The sequence below is a fragment of the Serratia quinivorans genome (assembly GCF_052113645.1).
GTDB classification, from domain to species: domain Bacteria; phylum Pseudomonadota; class Gammaproteobacteria; order Enterobacterales; family Enterobacteriaceae; genus Serratia; species Serratia quinivorans_B.
Map to the genome: position 1 here is coordinate 21,104 of NZ_JBIEIU010000016.1, position 18,836 is coordinate 39,939.

The 18,836-nt window shown below is 58.1% G+C and carries 11 protein-coding genes; 1 reads left to right on the forward strand and 10 read right to left on the reverse strand.

Features of this window, described 5'->3' with window-relative positions; genetic code table 11:
- Nucleotides 1-35: 35 nt before the first annotated feature.
- Nucleotides 36-2,060: a DNA helicase Rep gene (gene rep / locus ACGS9J_RS22645; RefSeq protein WP_442232974.1), complete on the reverse strand. Its 2,025-nt coding sequence runs from the start codon at nucleotides 2,058-2,060 to the stop codon at nucleotides 36-38.
- Nucleotides 2,061-2,169: 109 nt separating this feature from the next.
- On the opposite strand from rep, the gene ppiC reads away from it, so the two are divergent.
- Nucleotides 2,170-2,451, forward strand: a complete 282-nt coding sequence (gene ppiC, locus ACGS9J_RS22650; RefSeq protein WP_037422904.1) for a peptidylprolyl isomerase PpiC — start codon at nucleotides 2,170-2,172, stop codon at nucleotides 2,449-2,451.
- Nucleotides 2,452-2,478: 27 nt separating this feature from the next.
- On the opposite strand, the gene ACGS9J_RS22655 is transcribed toward ppiC, so the two are convergent.
- From ACGS9J_RS22655 to bcsR, 9 genes are all read right to left on the reverse strand, one after another.
- Nucleotides 2,479-3,972, reverse strand: a complete 1,494-nt coding sequence (locus ACGS9J_RS22655) for a M16 family metallopeptidase (protein WP_442232975.1) — start codon at nucleotides 3,970-3,972, stop codon at nucleotides 2,479-2,481.
- 279 nt (nucleotides 3,973-4,251) lie between these two features.
- On the reverse strand, nucleotides 4,252-5,541 hold the full coding sequence (locus tag ACGS9J_RS22660) for a dicarboxylate/amino acid:cation symporter (RefSeq protein WP_442232976.1): 1,290 nt from the start codon (nucleotides 5,539-5,541) through the stop codon (nucleotides 4,252-4,254).
- 295 nt (nucleotides 5,542-5,836) lie between these two features.
- Entirely contained in the window at nucleotides 5,837-7,843 is a 2,007-nt protein-coding gene (hmsP, locus tag ACGS9J_RS22665; RefSeq protein ID WP_442232977.1) for a biofilm formation regulator HmsP, read from the reverse strand.
- Nucleotides 7,844-8,215: 372 nt separating this feature from the next.
- Entirely contained in the window at nucleotides 8,216-11,689 is a 3,474-nt protein-coding gene (gene bcsC, locus ACGS9J_RS22670) for a cellulose synthase complex outer membrane protein BcsC (protein WP_442232978.1), read from the reverse strand.
- Entirely contained in the window at nucleotides 11,671-12,783 is a 1,113-nt protein-coding gene (bcsZ, locus tag ACGS9J_RS22675) for a cellulose synthase complex periplasmic endoglucanase BcsZ (RefSeq protein WP_442232979.1), read from the reverse strand. The genes bcsC and bcsZ overlap by 19 nt, the downstream gene beginning before the upstream one ends.
- Nucleotides 12,784-12,788: 5 nt before the next feature.
- Nucleotides 12,789-15,098, reverse strand: a complete 2,310-nt coding sequence (bcsB, locus tag ACGS9J_RS22680; RefSeq protein WP_442232980.1) for a cellulose biosynthesis cyclic di-GMP-binding regulatory protein BcsB — start codon at nucleotides 15,096-15,098, stop codon at nucleotides 12,789-12,791.
- A gap of 55 nt (nucleotides 15,099-15,153) precedes the next feature.
- On the reverse strand, nucleotides 15,154-17,757 hold the full coding sequence (gene bcsA, locus ACGS9J_RS22685; protein WP_442233015.1) for a UDP-forming cellulose synthase catalytic subunit: 2,604 nt from the start codon (nucleotides 17,755-17,757) through the stop codon (nucleotides 15,154-15,156).
- Nucleotides 17,754-18,491 (reverse strand): cellulose biosynthesis protein BcsQ, encoded by a 738-nt coding sequence (bcsQ, locus tag ACGS9J_RS22690; protein WP_442232981.1) that lies wholly within the window; start codon nucleotides 18,489-18,491, stop codon nucleotides 17,754-17,756. The genes bcsA and bcsQ overlap by 4 nt, the downstream gene beginning before the upstream one ends.
- Nucleotides 18,492-18,494: 3 nt before the next feature.
- A complete protein-coding gene (gene bcsR, locus ACGS9J_RS22695) occupies nucleotides 18,495-18,686 on the reverse strand; it encodes a cellulose biosynthesis protein BcsR (RefSeq protein ID WP_442232982.1) in 192 nt (63 codons plus the stop codon).
- Nucleotides 18,687-18,836 lie beyond the last annotated feature (150 nt).

Genomic DNA, 18,836 nt, shown 5'->3' on the forward strand with positions numbered 1-18,836 from the left:
TCAGCAGACTGAGGGCGCTAACCGCGCCCTTTCTTTTAGCTTCCGCCTTTGGCCTTGGCCAACTGAGCACGAATATTGGCCAGATGGCTCTGCCCTTTTTGCATCCTTTCCTGCGGGCTAACCACCTTGCGCTCGCTTTCCCACGCCAGGTCATCCTGCGGTAGTTCCAACAAGAAACGGCTCGGCTCCGGACGCACCAACTCGCCATACTGACGACGCTCGCGGCACAGAGTGAAAATCAGCTCTTTTTGGGCGCGAGTGATCCCCACGTAGGCCAAACGTCGCTCTTCATCGACGTTATCTTCGTCAATACTGCTCTGATGCGGCAATAAACCTTCTTCCATCCCCACCAGGAACACATAGGGGAACTCCAGCCCCTTGGAAGCGTGCAGCGTCATCAACTGAACCTGATCCAGCTCCTCATCGCTTTCACCGCGTTCCATCATGTCGCGCAGGGTGAAGCGAGTGACCACCTGGGTCAGCGTCATCGGCTCATCCAGCTCACTGCCTTCCAGCATTTCCGTCATCCAACCGAACAATGTGTTGACGTTTTTCATCCGCATTTCAGCGGCTTTCGGGCTGGGAGAGGTTTCAAACAGCCAGCTTTCATAATCTACGCCGTGGATCAGGTCGCGTACCGCGGCCACCGGCTCGCGCTCTGCCAATTGGGCAATACCATCCAGCCAGTGGGTGAAGCGCTGTAAAGACTCCAGCCCACGGCCGGTCAGGTGCTGACTCAATCCGAGATCAAAACTGGCGCGGAACAGGCTTTTGTTACGTTGGTTTGCCCATTCACCCAGCTTTTGCAGCGTCGCCGGGCCGATCTCGCGTTTTGGCGTATTGACGATGCGCAGAAAGGCGCTGTCATCATCCTGATTGGTCAGGACGCGCAGATAGGCCAGCAGATCCTTGATTTCCGGTCGCGAGAAAAACGAAGTGCCGCCGGAAATTTTGTAGGGGATGCGGTTTTGCATCAGCATTTTTTCAAACAGCCGCGACTGATGGTTACCACGGTAGAGGATCGCGTAATCGCCGTAGTTGGTTTTCTTCACGAAGTGATGGGCGATCAGCTCCCCCACCACGCGTTCGGCCTCATGATCCTCATTATTGGCGGTCACCACCTTCAGCTCTTCGCCATAACCCAGTTCGGAAAACAACCGCTTTTCAAACACGTGTGGGTTATTGGCGATCAGAATATTCGCCGCCTTCAGGATACGCTCACTCGAACGGTAGTTCTGCTCCAGCTTGATCACCTGCAGCGCCGGGAAATCTTCCTTCAACAGCACCAGGTTTTGCGGGCGTGCACCGCGCCAGGAGTAGATCGATTGGTCGTCATCGCCCACCACGGTGAAACGTGCGCGGTGACCCACCAACAGTTTAACCAACTCGTATTGGCTGGTGTTGGTGTCCTGATATTCGTCCACCAACAGGTAACGAATACGGTTCTGCCAACGTTCGCGCACCTCTTCATTGCGCTGCAACAGCAGGGTCGGCAACAGGATTAAATCGTCGAAATCCAGAACGTTACAGGCACGCATATGCGCGTGATACAGGCCATAGCAATGCGCGAACAGCTTGTCGCGTTCGGAGCGCGCCAGCTCCATCGCCTTTTTGGGATCGACCAGATCATTCTTCCAATTGGAGATCGTGGAAATCAGCTGCGCCACCAGCGTTTTGTCATTCTCCAGCCATTTCTCGGTCAGCTCTTTCAACAGCGCCAGCTGGTCCTGATCGTCGAACAGCGAGAAGTTGGATTTCATCTCCAGCGCGGCGTATTCACGCTTGATGATTTCCAGCCCCAAGGTGTGGAAGGTGGAAATCATCAGCCCGCGCGCCTCTTTGCGCCCCATGGTTTGCGCCACACGCTCTTTCATCTCGCGCGCGGCCTTATTGGTAAAGGTCACGGCGGCGATGTGCCGCGCCTGATAGCCACAGTTATGGATCAGGTGGGCAATTTTATTGGTGATGACGCGCGTCTTGCCGGAACCTGCACCGGCCAGCACCAGGCAGGGCCCGGTAACGAATTCGACGGCTTGTTGTTGGCTGGGGTTTAATCGCATGGCGCTTTATTGCTCGAATTTATAACGTGGAAGAGGATTGTAGCAGAAAGCGCCGATGAGATTTAACGGGTATAATCAGCGCAATTTCTGTATCGATAAAGGCAATACCATGGCAAAGACGGCGTGCGCCCTGCACATTTTGGTAGATAACGAAAAACTGGCCGACGAACTGCTGGCCAAGCTTAAACGCGGCGTCAGCTTCGACACGCTGGCGCGCAAATACTCCACTTGCCCGTCAAAGCGCAACGGTGGCTCGCTGGGCGAGTTCAATAAGGGCACCATGGTGGCCGCCTTCGATAAAGCGGTGTTCAGCATTCCGCTGCTAAAACCCTACGGCCCGGTAAAAACCCAGTTCGGCTACCACATCATCAAGGTGCTGTACCGCAACTGAGTGAGGGGGCAAACGCCCCCTCAGCCATTACTGTGCGCTGGTTTCCGGTGCAGGGGCAGTATCGGTCGGTTTGACCTCTTCCGACACCACGGCCGGAGCCGGAGACATAATGCCGTTATAGGTTTCCTGTAACTGCTTCATGCTCATCTCCGGCTCGCCCTTCGGTTGCATCAACACCAGCGTCGCATCCTGAGAAAGCTGAAGTTTCAGCTCCTGATTCAGCGCTTCCAGCGTCAATCCGCTCAAGAACTCCTGACGCAGTTTCTGATACTGCTCCGGGGCGATATCCACAACGCCGCTCTGCTGCGAACGCAGACGTTGACTCATCAGCACGTCGGTATCGGTGCGGGCATAGGTCGCGAACAACTTGCTCAGTTGATCGGTTTTCTGCGCCAGCAAGGCGTTAAACTCGTCCTGCGACAACCCATTATTGCGCACGTTTGCCAACTCGCGGGCAATAAAGCCCAGGCTGTTGTTCAGGTTGTTATTCGGCGTGTCGAGATGAATCGCACATTGGGCACGTTGGTATTGCACGCGGCAATCGAAGCCCAGATGCAGGTTTTTCTGGTCGCTCTTTTCCAGCACCTGCTGGAGATGCCAGAACAGTGCCTCACGGGCCATATCACCGCGCCAGTAGCGACTCAAATTCTGCGAATCGCGGATCGGGTGCCAGGGCGCATCCCACATGATCGACAACGTATCCTGTTTGACCTGTTCGCTGATCAGGCTGACCGGCTGCGGCGGCAGCGGTGTCAGCGTCGGCATGGTGGCCGGCGTTTCACGCTTGCCTTTCAGCGGCGAGAAGGCCTTGTTGATTTGCTCGCCCAGGCTGCGGCTGTCTACCTTACCCACCACATACAGGGTCATGGCGTCCGGGGTATACCACTGCTGGTAGAATTTTTTCAGCTGATCGACATTCACCGGTCGCTTCGGCGGCTGGGCCGGATCGTGCGCCAACAGCGTCGAGCCTTTCAGGCGGTATCGCCACCAGGCATCTTTCGGATTCGGCGGGAAAGTGCCCACCGGATCGATGCTGGAATTTATTACCGCATGCACCGTATGTTCGTCGATCGCCAGTTTGCCGGTGGTGTCGGAAAGCCACGCCAGCGCTTCTTTCAGCAAATCTGGGCGGTTATTCGGCAAACTGAGATTATACAGGGTGAAATCATAAGAGCTGATGGCCGGCGGCAAAGGCCGCTCGGGGTCCACGCTCTGTTGCCACAGCGAACGCAACTGCGGTGGCGTAAAGCTTTCGCTGCGCGCTAACGACAGGCGCGGCAGCAGATGGGCAAAGCCGATCTGCTGCGAGGACTCGACCAGCGAGCCGGTATTGACCATCAACCGCAGTTCTACCCGATCGCTCGGCCGCTGCGGTGTATCTAGTATCTGCCATGAAAACCCGTTGGCCAGTGCCCCCTGCTGCCAGGCAGGATCGGGTTGTAGTGCTTCAGCCTGCACGCTGCTGTTGGCTGCAGCCAACAGCAGCCCACCTACTATGAGATGAATTCTGGTGCCCTGCATGTGAACCCCTACTTAATTACTATCCAATTTCTTTATGCAAATGCGGATATTCCATTCGCCGGAATACTAGGCCATGACGTACAGCCTATAAAAACGCCCTGAGTTTCACAGTGGGGCGGAAAGCAGAAAGTGTACCATCGAGTTAGACCGCGCGCCTTTGCGGATGTCACTCATTGACGTGAAAAATAATGGATAACCGGTTTTTTAATGCAAGAAATCATTACGCGGGGGGATAAAACGTCACCGGCTGCGGCTGCAACCGGTGATTTGAGGATAAAATCAGGCTGAAGGCAGCGTTTTATCGGCTCCTGATCCGTGTTTGTTGGACAGGGTGTCCTGCAGCTGTTTTTCATCCAGCTGTTTACACCATTTGGCCACGACGACCGTGGCCACACCGTTACCAACCAGATTGGTCAGCGCGCGGGCTTCCGACATAAAGCGGTCGATACCCAGAATCAACGCCAGACCGGCCAGCGGCAAGTGGCCAACCGCGGAAATGGTGGCAGCCAGCACGATAAAGCCACTGCCGGTCACCCCTGCCGCCCCTTTCGAAGACAGCAACAGCACCACCAGCAGAGTCACCTGATGGATAATATCCATATGGGTGTTGGTCGCCTGAGCGATAAATACCGCCGCCATGGTCAGGTAGATTGAGGTGCCGTCGAGATTAAAGGAATAGCCGGTCGGAATAACCAGGCCCACCACCGATTTTTTACAGCCCAGTTTTTCCATTTTGTCGAGCATGCGTGGCAATACCGACTCGGAAGAAGAAGTCCCGAGCACGATCAACAATTCTTCTTTTATATAGCGGACAAACTTGAAAATGCTGAATCCGTTGGCGCGAGCGATAGAACCCAACACCACGACCACGAACAGAACGCAGGTGAGATAGAAGCAGGCAATCAGCTGGCCAAGTTGCAGCAACGAGCCCACGCCATATTTGCCTATGGTAAATGCCATCGCACCGAAAGCCCCCAACGGCGCCAGGCGCATGATCATATTGATGATGCCGAAGATCACGCGGGAGAAGCTTTCGATCACATTGAAGATCAGTTGGCCTTTATCACCCAAGCGGTGCAGGGCAAAACCGAACAGCACGGCAAACAGTAACACCTGCAAGATATTGCCGCTGGCGAAGGCACCGATGACGCTACCCGGAATGATATCCAGCAAGAATGGAATGATGCCCTGCTGCTGCGCCTGCTCGGCGTAAACCGCCACCGCTTTGGCATCCAGCGTGCCCGGGTCGATATTCATCCCGGCGCCCGGCTGTACCAGGTTGACAATCAGCAAGCCGATCAGCAGCGCAATGGTGCTGACGATTTCAAAATAAAGCAGTGCAATCGCACCGGTGCGGCCGACGGCCTTCATGCTCTCCATACCCGCGATGCCGGTCACCACGGTACAGAAGATCACCGGAGCGATGATCATTTTAATCAGTTTAACGAATCCATCGCCCAGAGGTTTCATCTGTGCGCCAATGTCAGGGTAGAAATGGCCAAGCAGGACGCCCAGCGTAATCGCCGTTAGCACCTGAAAATAGAGGCTCTTGAAGATAGTGAGTTTCATATGAACATCCTTTGGGGGGAAGACACGCACCAGGCGGTAGTCTAATTATCTCGCCTGTTCATCGCTTGCGCGGAAAATAACACCCACCTAACAACATGGAAATAATTTGTTGCACCAATAGATACATGTTGATACGAATTTAAGAGCTGAAACGCGTCAGCTCGAATGCAAGGTTGTAAATGACGTAACCCTTTCTTTGCACTAACGCAAAAGGGGTAGGTAAAAACGGGGGATTTCGAACGCAGGGCTAACGGGCGACGTACGTGCCGCCCGGAGCAAAAGGTCAGGAAAGAGGTCAGGCCGACGGCTGGCAGAACTCGGCTTCGAACTCGCTACGCGGTAGCGGACGAGCAAACAGGAACCCCTGGCCGCTATGAATACCGTGCTGCAGCAACCAGTCGCGCTGCTCGGCATTCTCGACGCCTTCGGCCATCACCGGCAGTGCCAATACCTCGGAAATCGAACTGACGATACGCACCATGGCGTCATCCGTCGGCAAGCCCTGAATAAAGCTCTTGTCGATTTTAATCAAATCTATCGGCAGACATTTCAACCGGTTGAGGTAATTCAGGCTGGAATACCCCATGCCAAAATCGTCCAGCGCGATGGAAAGCCCCAGGTCATGCAATTCCCGCAGCAGCGCCAGCGCACGATCGAGATCGTCAATTCGCACCGTTTCGGTAATTTCCAGCAGCAGCTTGCGCGGGTCAATATGGTGTTGCGCCAGCAGGCTCTTCAGGTGCGGGACAAAATTCTCATGCCGCATCTGAATCGGCGACACATTGACCGCCAGCGGCAACGTGATGCCACGGGCCTGCCAATCCGCCAAAATCCGGCAAGCTTCTTCCAACACCCAGTTGCCCAGCGGCACAATCACCCCAAGCTCTTCGGCCAGCGGGATCACGTCTGTCGGCAGGGTAAAACTGCCGTCATACTGTTGCCAACGCAGCAACGCCTCCGCGCCGATCACCGCGTTGGACTGCATATCTATCTGCGGCTGCAAAAACAGGGTAAAGCGACGTTGCTCAATGGCGTGCAAAATCTCGCTTTCCTGCGTCAGGCGCTTTTGGGTGCGCTCCGTCAGGCTGGGTTCGAAGAACAACACCTGGTTTTTGCCTTCGCGATGCGCCGACATCATCGCCGAAGTGGCACTGCGCAACAGCTGTTCCGCGCTCTCCCCTGCATTAAGGTAATGGGCGATGCCAATGCTGGCACTGGGCCGCAGCGGCATTTCCTGCAGGCTCAGCGGCGCATTGATCTGCGCCATAATGCGACGCGCCAACTGCATAGCATGGAACGGCCGCTCAACGCCTTTGGCCAGAATGGCAAACTCGGTGTTGCTCAACTGCGCCAGCACACCGTTTTCATCGATGCTCTCACGCAGCTTTTTCGCCAACGTCGACAGCAAGGCTTCACGCATTGCCGGATTAAGCACCCCGGATGCCTCGTGCAACGTTTCAATGCCAATAACCAGCAGATTAAAACGCTCAGGCCGCAGGCTGGAAGCAATGTGCTGTTCCAGCAACGCGGTGAACAGCGCCTGGTTCGGCAACTCGGTGACCGGGTGGCGAGTGCTCATGCGGCTCATTTCGGCATAGGCCTTGGCCAGCCGCTGCTGATTGCGGTTGTAGTTGCGCACCAACAGCCCCAGCTCATCGTCCTGATGCAACGCCGGCAGCATCAATTGATGATAAGGCGCTTCTTCCTGCGAAATGTTTTCCAGCTCTTTGGCCATCGCGCGCAGCGGGTGCACCATCAGTCGGTTCATACACCAGCTAATGGCGACCGACAGGATCAGCGCCAGCAGCAAATAGGTCGACAACATGGTCGACAGCATGCTGAGAATAAATTGATACATGCGGAACGAATCGGCCTGCAGCACCAGATAGGCCAATGGCTGCGGGTTCGCCGGCACACGCTCCAGCGAATAGAGCGGAACGGAAATCTGGATCGGCAACTCGAACAGGCGGGCGATCATTGTCGGTACCGGGCGTTCCGGCGGGAAGTTGGCGTGCAATGCCTGGAATTCGTTCGGCAACACGATATCCGCGCGCGTCAGGATCCCCACCGGCAGCAATGTATTCAGCACCCGTTTGGTTTCCGGCACGTCCATGCGCAGCACGGCCTCCGCCAGTGGCTGACGGACGGAATGAGCAATATTTTCCAGTTGCTGGGCATAGTCATCCCTGCGCTGCTGCACAAAATGGAATAACTGGATCACGATAAAGATGCAGATCGTCACCAGCGCCACACCGGACACCGTTGCCATCTGTTTAATCGTTAATGAACGCCTGACCCGCAAACCTGCTCTCCGCTAATTCGGGCTGAAATAAAAAAGGGATGAATAATACCCATCCCTTGAACCGGTCTGAGTATACTCGATTGTCTGACGCTTTTACCCTGCCAAACCACTGGCCCACCAAGAAAACCGCGGGTTTCAGTCTTTTCCTAATGGGAATAAACACAGGGTAGCAAAACTACCCTGCGTCAGACTGCTGACAAAGCCCGTTATTAGGGAGAGCGTGCCGAAGGGGTCGTAGCAGCCTTGGCTGCCGGAGCGCCCCTCGGTGCGCTAGGCCCGGGTATCTCGGGTTTAAAGACAACTTCGTCTTCAAACTCACACAGGGTAGCAAAACTACCCTGCGTTCGACACTCCGAATCTCCCTGCATGGGGTTACTTGAAGTCGGCGTACGGCGTCAGCGGCTGCGGCGGCAAATCCAGGTCGCCCTGCCAACCGGCCATCGAATAGCGCAGATAAATCAAAGCATGGCTCGGGGTATAGTCTTTCGCCTGCTGAATGTCGATGCCCGCGCCCAGCGTCCAGTGCGAACTAAGCCGACGCTCAATCAGCGCCCGCAGGGTATAACCGACGCCGGAAGAAGAACTGCCGTCCTCGATGACGGACTTGTCCGGCAACGAATCCGGGATCAGCCCCTGCAACGGATAGCGCCGCTGACTGTTGGTTTTCGAATGGGACAGCGACACCGACCCGCCCAGTTCCCAGGACCAGTTCTCGGTACGCTGGCGATAATTGACCGGCACCGCCAGCGACATATATTGCTGCGGACTGTAATAGCCCCCCTGACCGAGAGAGTAACCGCTCAAATCCTTCTGGTAGTGCCACAGCATGGTGTTCAACCCGACGGTGACACGGCGATTATCTTCGTTGATCAATTTATAGTAATAACCGGCCATAAAGCGCTCACGCTGATTGTCCTCAACGTTTTTGCCGGTCAACTGATGTGCGCTGAGATCGGCCCAGACGCCGTGCGCTTCACCGCGATCGTAGCTGGCGCTCAGGCTGACCCCGGTCGCACGCACACCGCCCCAGGTGGTACCGGTGTTCGGGTCCCTGGTGCCGCCAAACGCCAGCAATGAGCTGGAAATGGGCCGTCGCGAGGCCGCCAGCGTCCAACCGATGTGGTTCCAGTCATTGCTGTAGGCCAGCCCGCCGACCCAGTCGACCACCTCAAAGCCCATCGGGGTGGTACCGATATCCCCCGCCCAGCGATCGTTTTTCCAGCCGACCGCCACGCTGGTACCGGTGGTTTTCTGGTGTTCGTCGCCGCTACAGCCCTGAGTATTACAGGTGCCGAAGGTCTCGTAATATTTGCCGCTGCCGTCGGTGGAAAAACTGCCGGCATCCAACTGCACGGTATCGGAACGGAAAAATGCCCGCCCGTCGTACAGCGGCATATCCACCTGCAACATGGTGTCGTGCGCTTTGTAATCGGAGATGCCGCCCGTGCCACTGGAGCCCCAGTAATCGTGATCGAGCGTGACGTTAACGTCCTGTTGACGGTACAGGTCCGCCGCATCCGAACGAATGCCTCGCTTGAGCCAGTCATCAGTCGGATTGTTGCGCGTCAGATAGGTGTAACGGTCGTTATCCTGCGGCACGCTCGGCGTAATACCGCTGGCCACCATCGCCTGTTGATAATCCTGTTGCGCCAGCACCTGCTGCAGCTGATCGCGTTCGAGACGTGCCGCATCGCGGTAAATCAGCGCCTTCGCCTGGCTTGCCGGCGCCGGCTGCGCCGCCGTTTTCAGCCGGGTAAAAATCTCGGACGCTTTCTGCGGTTCGCCAACGGCATACCAGGCGTTAGCCACCCGCCGCTCGCTGTTGCTGGACTCATCCCGCTCCGGTGTCGCGGTTTGCAGCCGCTGACGCGCCTCGCTCAGCTTGCCCTGCGCCACATAGGCCTCTATTTCGCCCAACCGCGCATCCGGATTGTTCGGCTCACGCGTGCGCACCCGCTGATAGTCCGCCAATGCAGCATCATACTCACCGCGGGCCAGCGCCCAATCGGCCAACTGGAGATCGATGCGGGTATCCGCCGGCTGCCGATGCAAATAAGCCACCGCTCCTGCCTCATCGCCCGCAGCCCGCAGCCGCTCGGCATGTTCCAGCGTCGCCTGCATCTTCAACCGCTGCGCCAGTTCGCGCATGTTGTCGTTCCACTGCGCGGTGGGCAAGGCATTCAACTGTGCCAACGCCTGCCGGTCACGATCGCTGCCGGAAAGATACAGCGCATAGGCGTACGCCAGTTGCGGGTTACCGCGCTGTTTTTGCGCCAGTCGGCTAAACAGAGCATCGGCCTGTTCCGGTTGCCCGGCCTGGCGCAGCGTCTGTGCATAATGGTAAGTCAGCCAGACGTCATCGGGATCCTTCTGCTGAGCACGACGGTATTTTTCCGCCGCCTGATGCCACTGCTGTTGTTGTACCAACTGGTCGGCCTGCTGCTTCAGCATATCGAGCTGCAAACCTTCGAGCGTGCCGCGCAGCTTGTTTTGCTGGCCGCGCGGCAGGCTATTGAGATAGGCCAGCGCCTTTTCCGGCGACTGACGCTGATAGATATTCACCAAACCGCGCACCGCACTGCCGCTACCCGGTTCCAGCCGCAGCGCCTGTTGATAGAAGCGCTCGGCGGTGGCGTCATCTTTTCGCGCCACCGCAACATCGCCCAGGCCAATCAGCGCACTGCTGTCACGGCTGTCGATCTGCCGCGCCTGTTGGTATTTTTGCTGCGCCAGCGCCAGATTGCCGGCTTTCAAGGCCTTGTCGCCCTCGTCGACCGCCAGCCAGTAGCTGTTGCTCTTGATCAGACTCTGCCACTTACTGCTGCCGTAACCGTTTTTATCGGCCTGCAAGGCCTGACGGAACAGGCTCAACGCCTGCGGGCGATTACCGGCACGGGAATAGGCCTGCCCGAGCGCACCCAGCACTTCGGCATCATTGGGTGAGGCCGCCAACGCTTTCTTCAGTTCAGGAATGGCGGCACGGCTGCCGCCCTTATCCACCTGCGCCAACCCGCGTACCCGTGCCAAATAAACCGGATCCGCCAACAGCGCCTGCTGGCGGGCCAATTCTTGTCGGGCGCTGGCCGCCTGATCGCCAGTTTCAAATACCCCGAGAAAACGGTTAAGGGCTGCGACGCTCTGCGGACTGACTGGCATGGCTTTGACTTTCTCCAGCCACAAATCGGCCGCGTCTCCGCGCCCGGCAGGATCGGCGGCTACTTTCTGCAGTAAATCATAGGCCTGTGCGTCACGATCCTGACTAAATAGCATCCGCGCCAGCGACATGCGCAGCGGCACGTTGCCGGAATATTGCTGATCCAGCGTCTGTAACTGTTTCAGCGCCGCGGCTTCCTGACCCGGCAACCGCGCGACCAGCCGCCAGTACTCCACCGCCAACTCCAGCGTCGGCGGATCGCCGTGGAACAGCGCGTCATACTGCGCTTTCGCCTCCGGCAAACGGCCGGCGGTCGCCATCAGGCGCGCCTGCTGCAGCTTTTGGCGGGTTTCCGGCTGGGTCAGCAGCATGTTCATTTGCGCCTGCCGGTAGGCACCGGACTGCGGCGCCGTCTTTTTCAGCTTATCCAGCTGTTGCTGCGCCAACGCCAGGTTGCCCTGCCGCAATGCCAGACGCATACGCGCTGAAATCACATCCGGGTTATTCGGATCCATCAGTTCGAGCCGGTAGAGCGACTGGCGAACCAATTCATCTTTATTGCCAGCCTCCCCAACGCGCACCTGCTCGAGCAGCCACTGCTCCGGCGCAACGGTTTCTGCCCCCTGCGCCTGCGGCAGCATCGCCAGGCTTAACGGCACCAGGCCCAGCCAGTTTATTCGGAAGTTACGCATTGGCCGCCCCAGGAGGGTTGAAGTTCACCCTGCCGATTAAAACGATAACGTTGTTGATCCCATCCCTGACCAAACAGCGCCAGCGAGGCGCTGAAATAGGCCTGATCGCCAGGCGGGTTTTGTTTGATACGTTGGCGCTGCACCTGCAAGGCCTCTGGCTCGTGCGCCAGCATCGGCAACATCGACGCGGAGAAACCCACCGGACCCTCACCGCGGGTTTTACCGCTGGCGGTGTCGGTTTTCTCCGGCGGGGCTCCCTGTTGCACCGTAAGCCGCGCCATCGGTTGCAACTGTTTAAGCAACTCCGCCTTGTGTTGATCGTCGTCCGCCAGCATACCGGCCCACAAATAAACCCGGATGGCGTCGTAGCTGCCGATGTTCGGCTTGACGGTATCCGGCTGCCAACCCTTGCCCACCTGCCACACCACCCAGTCCGGCGAAAAGCCGTGCGGCGCGGTTTCCAGCCACAGCCGCTGGTTGGTTTGCTGCATCTTCCACCATGGGCCATTCAGCACGGCAAAACGTGCCAGCAGTTGCGGCGGCAGATAGCTCGGATTGAGGCGCCAGCGATCTTCCGCCACGAAGCCCACCTTGCCCGGCAGCAACATCAACCCCAACCCCGGGATATCTGCCACTTCTTCGCGCGCGATACGTTGCAACAGCAGCGTGCCCAGAGTTTGGTAGCGCCGACTTTTCCACAGCCGGCCCGCCTCCAGCAGGTTATAAGCAATCCACAGATCGGCATCGGATGCGGAATTGCTGTCCAGCACCGTCCACTGCTTTTTCTCGTTTTCACCCCACAGCCAGGCAGGCAAATGCGCGCTGAGATCGCCCGCCGCCAGGTTGTTTTCCGTCCATGCCAGCAGAAGGTCGAATGCAGGCCGATCGTTCGCCACCAGGGCGAAGAACAGACCGTAACTCTGGCCTTCCGAGGTGGTGATGCGGTTAGGGCTGCTGGGATCGATCACCCGCCCTTGCTCGCTGATATAAAACTGTTTGTACTGCTGCCAGGCCGGCCACTCGCAGGCCGCTGCCGTGCTGAACGCACACAGCAGCAGCATGCCGAAGGTCAGACGTTTCAACCTCGCGGGCATGGTAATTAATCCTGGTCTTCAGGCGACAGACGACGACGGCTGAAGGCCTTCAGACCGCGCCACAGCATCAGCGCCAGGATCACCACCACTACCACCGCGATCACCGCAAGCCACACCGGATGCGTCGACAGCGCGTGCCAGATACGCTCCCACCACGGCAAATGACCGACATAATAAACGTCGCCCACTCGCAGGCTGTTCACGCCAGATTCCCGGATCACCGCCACCGATCCAAACACCGCCGCCCGCTTGCCGCTGTCCAGCAGCGCGGTATTCAGCAGTTCGTAACCCCGCGGGCTGTCCGCCAGCAACGCCACGATGCTGCGCTGATCGTTAAACGGCGACTGCACGCCGATAATCGCCGACATCGCTCCTTCTGAACTGATGGTGGTTTTGCTGTCCGGCTTGGTGTCTTCCGCCACCACGTCCATGGTGGGCAGCGGCAGTTGCCGCGTCGGCTGTTTCACCCAGCTCTGGGTCGCATCCACCAGCAGGCTGATTTTTTTATCGTCCTTCAGCTCTGGCGGGATCGTGCCGATCATCAGAATATCGGCGTCCCGATCCTTGGCCTGCGACCAGTCGTCGCTCACCGTCACCGCCAGCGCCGGGTAACCGGTCTGGGCACCGATGATGCCCATCGCGTTCAGCATGGCGCTGACCTGCGGCGGTTGCGGCTGCTTGTTCACCAACACCAACGTCTGCGACAAATCGGCCAAACGGCTGAACGGGAAACCGGCATTGGCGAACGCCCGCAGGTCCGGCATCGCCATAAAGTGGCGGTAACCGGAGAAATCAATGGTCGACGCGCCGTCGATCACCGCATGGTTCGCCGTAAAGGAGTAGGTTTCGCAGCGCCCTTCCGCACCACTGGCCAGCAGCGTGGTGTAGTCAAAATCGAAACGCAGTTGGTTGTTCGCCCCCAGACGCAGCGCCGGAATATTGACGCTCTTGTCCGAGTCGATCAGCCCCTGGGTCAGTGGCAGGCGCAGTAACTGGGCGCCCTGCTCATGCTCCGGCACCAGAGAATAAGCCTGTACGAACTGGTTGTTCAGGCTGACGCTCAACCGCGAACCGTCCTGAATACGCGGTGCGGTGTAGCGGTATTTCAGGTGCATATCGATGCCGGTGCTGCGGATCAGGAACAGATCTGGCGGCAAGTTCATGGTCAACGAAATAGGGCCTGGCTCGATGCCGCTGGTTTGCAGCTGCTCAGCGTACTGCTGCAGCTCGGCGAAAGTCATCGGCCGATCGGTGCGCACCCAGTTAGGCGCATCGTAGGGCTGGCGCGGCGCCAGTTGTTCGACCTTGTCCACCGTGACGTTTTGACCACGGAACAGAATGTTGCCCTGCGCAATGCCTTTCACCGCGGTGATCAAATCGTTGTCATCGCGCCCCTGCACCAGCAGCAGCTTGATGTACGGGTTGTCCGGATGGCTGATCATCTCCACCGTCGGTCCATTGACCGGCGGATAATCGCGCAGGAAGTCCGGGCGCTGCTTGTTGGTCGCGAAGACGATGGCATGTTGTTCCGGCAGCTTGTTATACAGCGCAGGGAACGACTGACCGCGCCACTGCGCTTTACTGCCGAACCACGAAGCCAAAATACCCGCCGCACGCTGCTGGGTGACATCCGGCTGGCCGGCAAACACCATCGGCAAGGTCAATGGCCGGTTGTCGCGGCTGTCGAAGAAGGGTTCCGGGAAATGCGACAGTTCGTTTTTCACCGGCAAGGTCTGGAAACGCAGGTTCAACGAGCTGGATTTACTGACCTCCAGCCACAGCGTAGTGCTGGCCGGGTTTTCGCAAATGTTCTGGTAATGGCCAACGAATACCAGTTTTACGCGGTTAAAATCGGTGATATAGCGGGGATCTATCGCCATCTGGATACGATTCGGCTTACCGAGCTGCTCTTTGGCGAGGGTCGTCACGCCCATCAGTTCATCATTGAGGTACACCTTGACGTGCGATTCCACCGGGATCAGCGACGGTGACGGCGTGAATTCCAGATCAAGCATCGCCTGCGACACCACTTCATCGCTGCGCACGCCAAATTCAACCTGACCATCCGGCCGGGTCCCGCGCAGGGTAAAGGTCCCCGGCGGCGGCGCTATGTTGGCGAACGGCAATTGCACGTCGCGCACCGGCGCATTCGGATCCACCGGCGCAGCCGAGCCCATCGGTGTGGTGACCGGCGCATCGGCAGGCACGCTCACGGGCGGTTGTGCGCCAAGGATAGGCGCGGTGGCGGTTTCAGCCTGAGACAGGGTGCTGATGCCTAAGGCCAGGGCGGTAAACCAGGTTATTTTTCTCGTCATCGTATCATCATCAATGTTATAGCCTGGGAGCCAGGCGAGTGAGCGGGCGGTTTGCCTATACCACTGTCTCTTTTTGGCTGAAGGCCGGAGCTCTGCCGACGCCGTGCGGAATAAATGACACTATCCACGCAATCAACGTCGTGAACCCGACCAGCAGGCGGCGCACCATCGGCGGTGCGTAATCCGCCATACGTACGTAACCCCGGAAGCCCAACGCCAGCACATCGCGCAGGCTTTCGATCGGTTTATCTTCAGGGAACCCGTCCTGCCACAGCGCCCAGGTATCGGCGCGGGCAAAGGTGCACTGAATAAAATCAATATGTTCGCGGGTGGTCATGGAAACCATGCGGATCCCTACCTTGCTGCCGAAGGCGCGGGTCACTACGCACGGGAAGCTGTATTCCTGCTGTCCGCGCTTGAGCAACAGCGACACTTTGTCGCCGTCTTTCAGCGCATCCGCAATGCGCATTTCAATGCCCACCCCGCCGTCGGAATAGTCGCGCAGCGTACAAGGGAACAAGTGGCCGTCGGCGCGAGCTATCGCGGCCGGCATGGCAATTTCCACCCGGTGCGCCTGACGAACCTGCTTGGCCTCCACCGCCACCGCCACCGCACCGCCGAGGATCGTCATGTTGTACAGCACCCACACCAGGCTGATGATCACCGTCATGACTTCATCCGCCGGGCCGTAACCCAGTCGCCAGACGCCGAAGAACAGCCCGGCCAGATTCAAGATCACCAGGAACATATAGGGCCGGGTAATCACCCAATCGACGTGCTCTTCTTCCACCAGCCCGCCTTTGGCGGTGACGTTGAATTTACCCTTGTGCGGATTGAACAGCGCCACCGTCGTAGGCCGGGCGATATACCAGGCCAATACCGTCTCGTAGATCTCGCTCCAGAATGAGTGGCGGTATTTTCCCTGAATACGCGAGTTGGTCAGGCTGGCGTGGATCATATGCGGCAGAACATACAGCGCGATCGCCAGCGCCGGCGCGAAGATGATATAGGCGTGCAGCAGCAGGAAGGCTAAAGGCGCGGTCAGGAAGATCAGCCGTGGAATACCGGACAGGAAGTGCAGCATGGCGTTGGCGTAACACAGCCGCTGCGCCAACTTCAGCCCCTTGCCGAACAGCGGGTTATCCAGCCGGAAGATTTGCACCATGCCGCGCGCCCAACGAATACGCTGACCAATGTGCGCCGACAGGCTTTCTGTCGCCAGCCCCGCCGCCTGCGGGATACGGATATACGCCGAGGTGTGTCCGCGACGATGCAAACGCAGTGAGGTATGGGCATCTTCAGTGACGGTTTCCACCGCAATGCCGCCGATTTCATCCAGCGCACTGCGGCGCAGAATGGCGCAAGAACCGCAGAAGAAGGTCGCGTCCCACATATCGTTGCCGTCCTGCACCAAACCATAGAACAGCGTCCCTTCGTTCGGCGTCTGACGAAAACGTCCCAGGTTGCGTTCAAACGGATCCGGCGAGAAGAAATGGTGCGGGGTCTGCAACATCGCCAGTTTTTTGTCTTTGAAGAACCAGCCCATGGTCAGTTGCAGGAACGAGCGCGTCGGCACGTGGTCACAGTCAAAAATCGCCACAAACTCGCCGGTGGCCTGCTTCAGCGCGTTATTGATGTTACCGGCCTTGGCATGTTCATGGGTGGGTCGGGCGATATATTTCACCCCCACTTCTTCGGCGAAGGCCTTGAATTCAGGCCGGTTGCCGTCATCTAGGATATAGATGCTGACCTTATCCTTCGGCCAGTCGATGCCCAGTGCGGCGTAGATGGTGGGCTTCACCACCCCCAGATCTTCGTTGTAGGTCGGGACCAGCAGATCAATCGTCGGCCAGGTCGCGCTGTCGGCGGGCATCGGCACCGGCTGGCGGTTCAGCGGCCAGACGGTCTGGAAATACCCCAATACCAGCACCACCCAGGCATAGGTTTCCGCCACCAACAGCAGCAGACCGCAGGTCAGGCTGAGCGGATCGTCCCAGTTCAGCGTGGCGGTATAACGCCACCACAGGTAACGGCAGGAGACGGTCAGCGACAGCACGATCAACATCAGCCCCGGCAGACGCCCCGGCACCCGGCGCACCACCATGGCAATGGCCCACAACAGCACCACGAACACAAACTGTGCCGGTAGATCGAACGGCTGCGAAATGCAAAGTATGGCGAGGATCGCCGCCAGCACGCCAACAATGATAAACAGCACGCGACGCATACCCTGGCTCATCCGGCCCAGACGCGCCGCCGAACGCTGCTCCAGCCCGGCGCTTTCCAACTGCTGCGGAACCCTTTGCAACGCGTTGGCATAGCGCAATTGCAAACGCCGCCAACCGGCGAAATGATGACGGCCCATGGGCGCACGGTCAGTGCGAAACACCAACAGCCACACTCCCTGCAACAGATAACGCAACGCATCCGCCGGCCGTGGGCGGCTGGAGGACAGGTGTGGGAACCAATAGGCGCGCCCGGCCCGCAGCCGTTGCCAGCCAGGGGATTCGAAACGCAGGAAAATCCAGCCCAGCGCCACCAGCAAGGTGGTGAAGAACGCGGTAAACACCGATGAACCCTGGCGACGATAGGCACGGTAACGCGTCTGCACCGCCTGACGGACCGGTGGCACCAACAACAGGCTCATCACCCGGCTCATGGCGCCACATCCTTCAGATTGATCAAACACCAGTTAGCCAGCGTCAGCACTTCATCCGCCGCCAGGCTTTCCGGCCGATACTCTCCCAACGGCTGCTTCACCGCCATCGCTTCGGCCATCGCCTCGTCGCGGTGGATAACCACCGGTAACAGCCCACCCAACGTTTGCAGCCACAGCTGGTGCAAATCCTGCTGTAACTGACTGGCGGCAAAATAGTGGTTAATCAGGAAACGGCAGCCCTCCGGCAGCGCTTGCTGATGCAGCCGCACCTGGCAGTTGGCATCCGGGGCAATCAGCATAAAGACGCAATCCGCCAGCAGCAGCGCCTGCCGGGCCAACGCTTCATCATCCGCCGGCAGATCCAACAGGATCCAGTTGTACTGCGCACCGGCCTTTAACTGCGCCAGTGGGGCCTGCCAGCGGGCAGGCTGTTGCCGACAAGCCTGTTGTACATTCAACCGTTCCGCCAGGGTAAGTTGGCCAAAGGGAAGAAAGTCGAGGTTTTCGCAGTAGCGCATCGCGCCTTGCTGCCAATCGCCCCCGTCCTGCTCGGCCCTGGCCCAACCGCGTGCCAGTTCGAACGGCGTATTAAAATGCAGGCGCAGCAGGTTATCCGGCGCGAAATCAATCGCCAAGACCGACTCGCCCAGTTGCTGTAACGCCCATGCGAGCGCCGCGGTAACCGACGTCGCCCCCATTCCGCCTCGCAGACCTTGCAGAGCAATCACTGGCATAAATTAGCGGCTCCCCGTGGTCTGCGCTAATTCGGCCAGCAGCGGCCAGGTGGCCATCATCTGCGTTAACCGCTCCTGACGTGCAATATCGACATAGCTTAATGTTGGCAGCGAAAATGCCTGGCTGAGCGCCAGCAAATCGTCCTGAGTTTCCGGTGGGACCACCGCATGAAAGCGCGTTAATTGATTATTCATTCTGCCGCCTTTAAAAATAGGCTAATGTTAATTAACTATAGCAACGCTAAAAAAAAGGCATGGCCAATAAGATGATTATTAAGAGATATTATTACACATATTGGCGTACATATGATTATCGATGTTACAATTATTAAAAAGCCATATTAG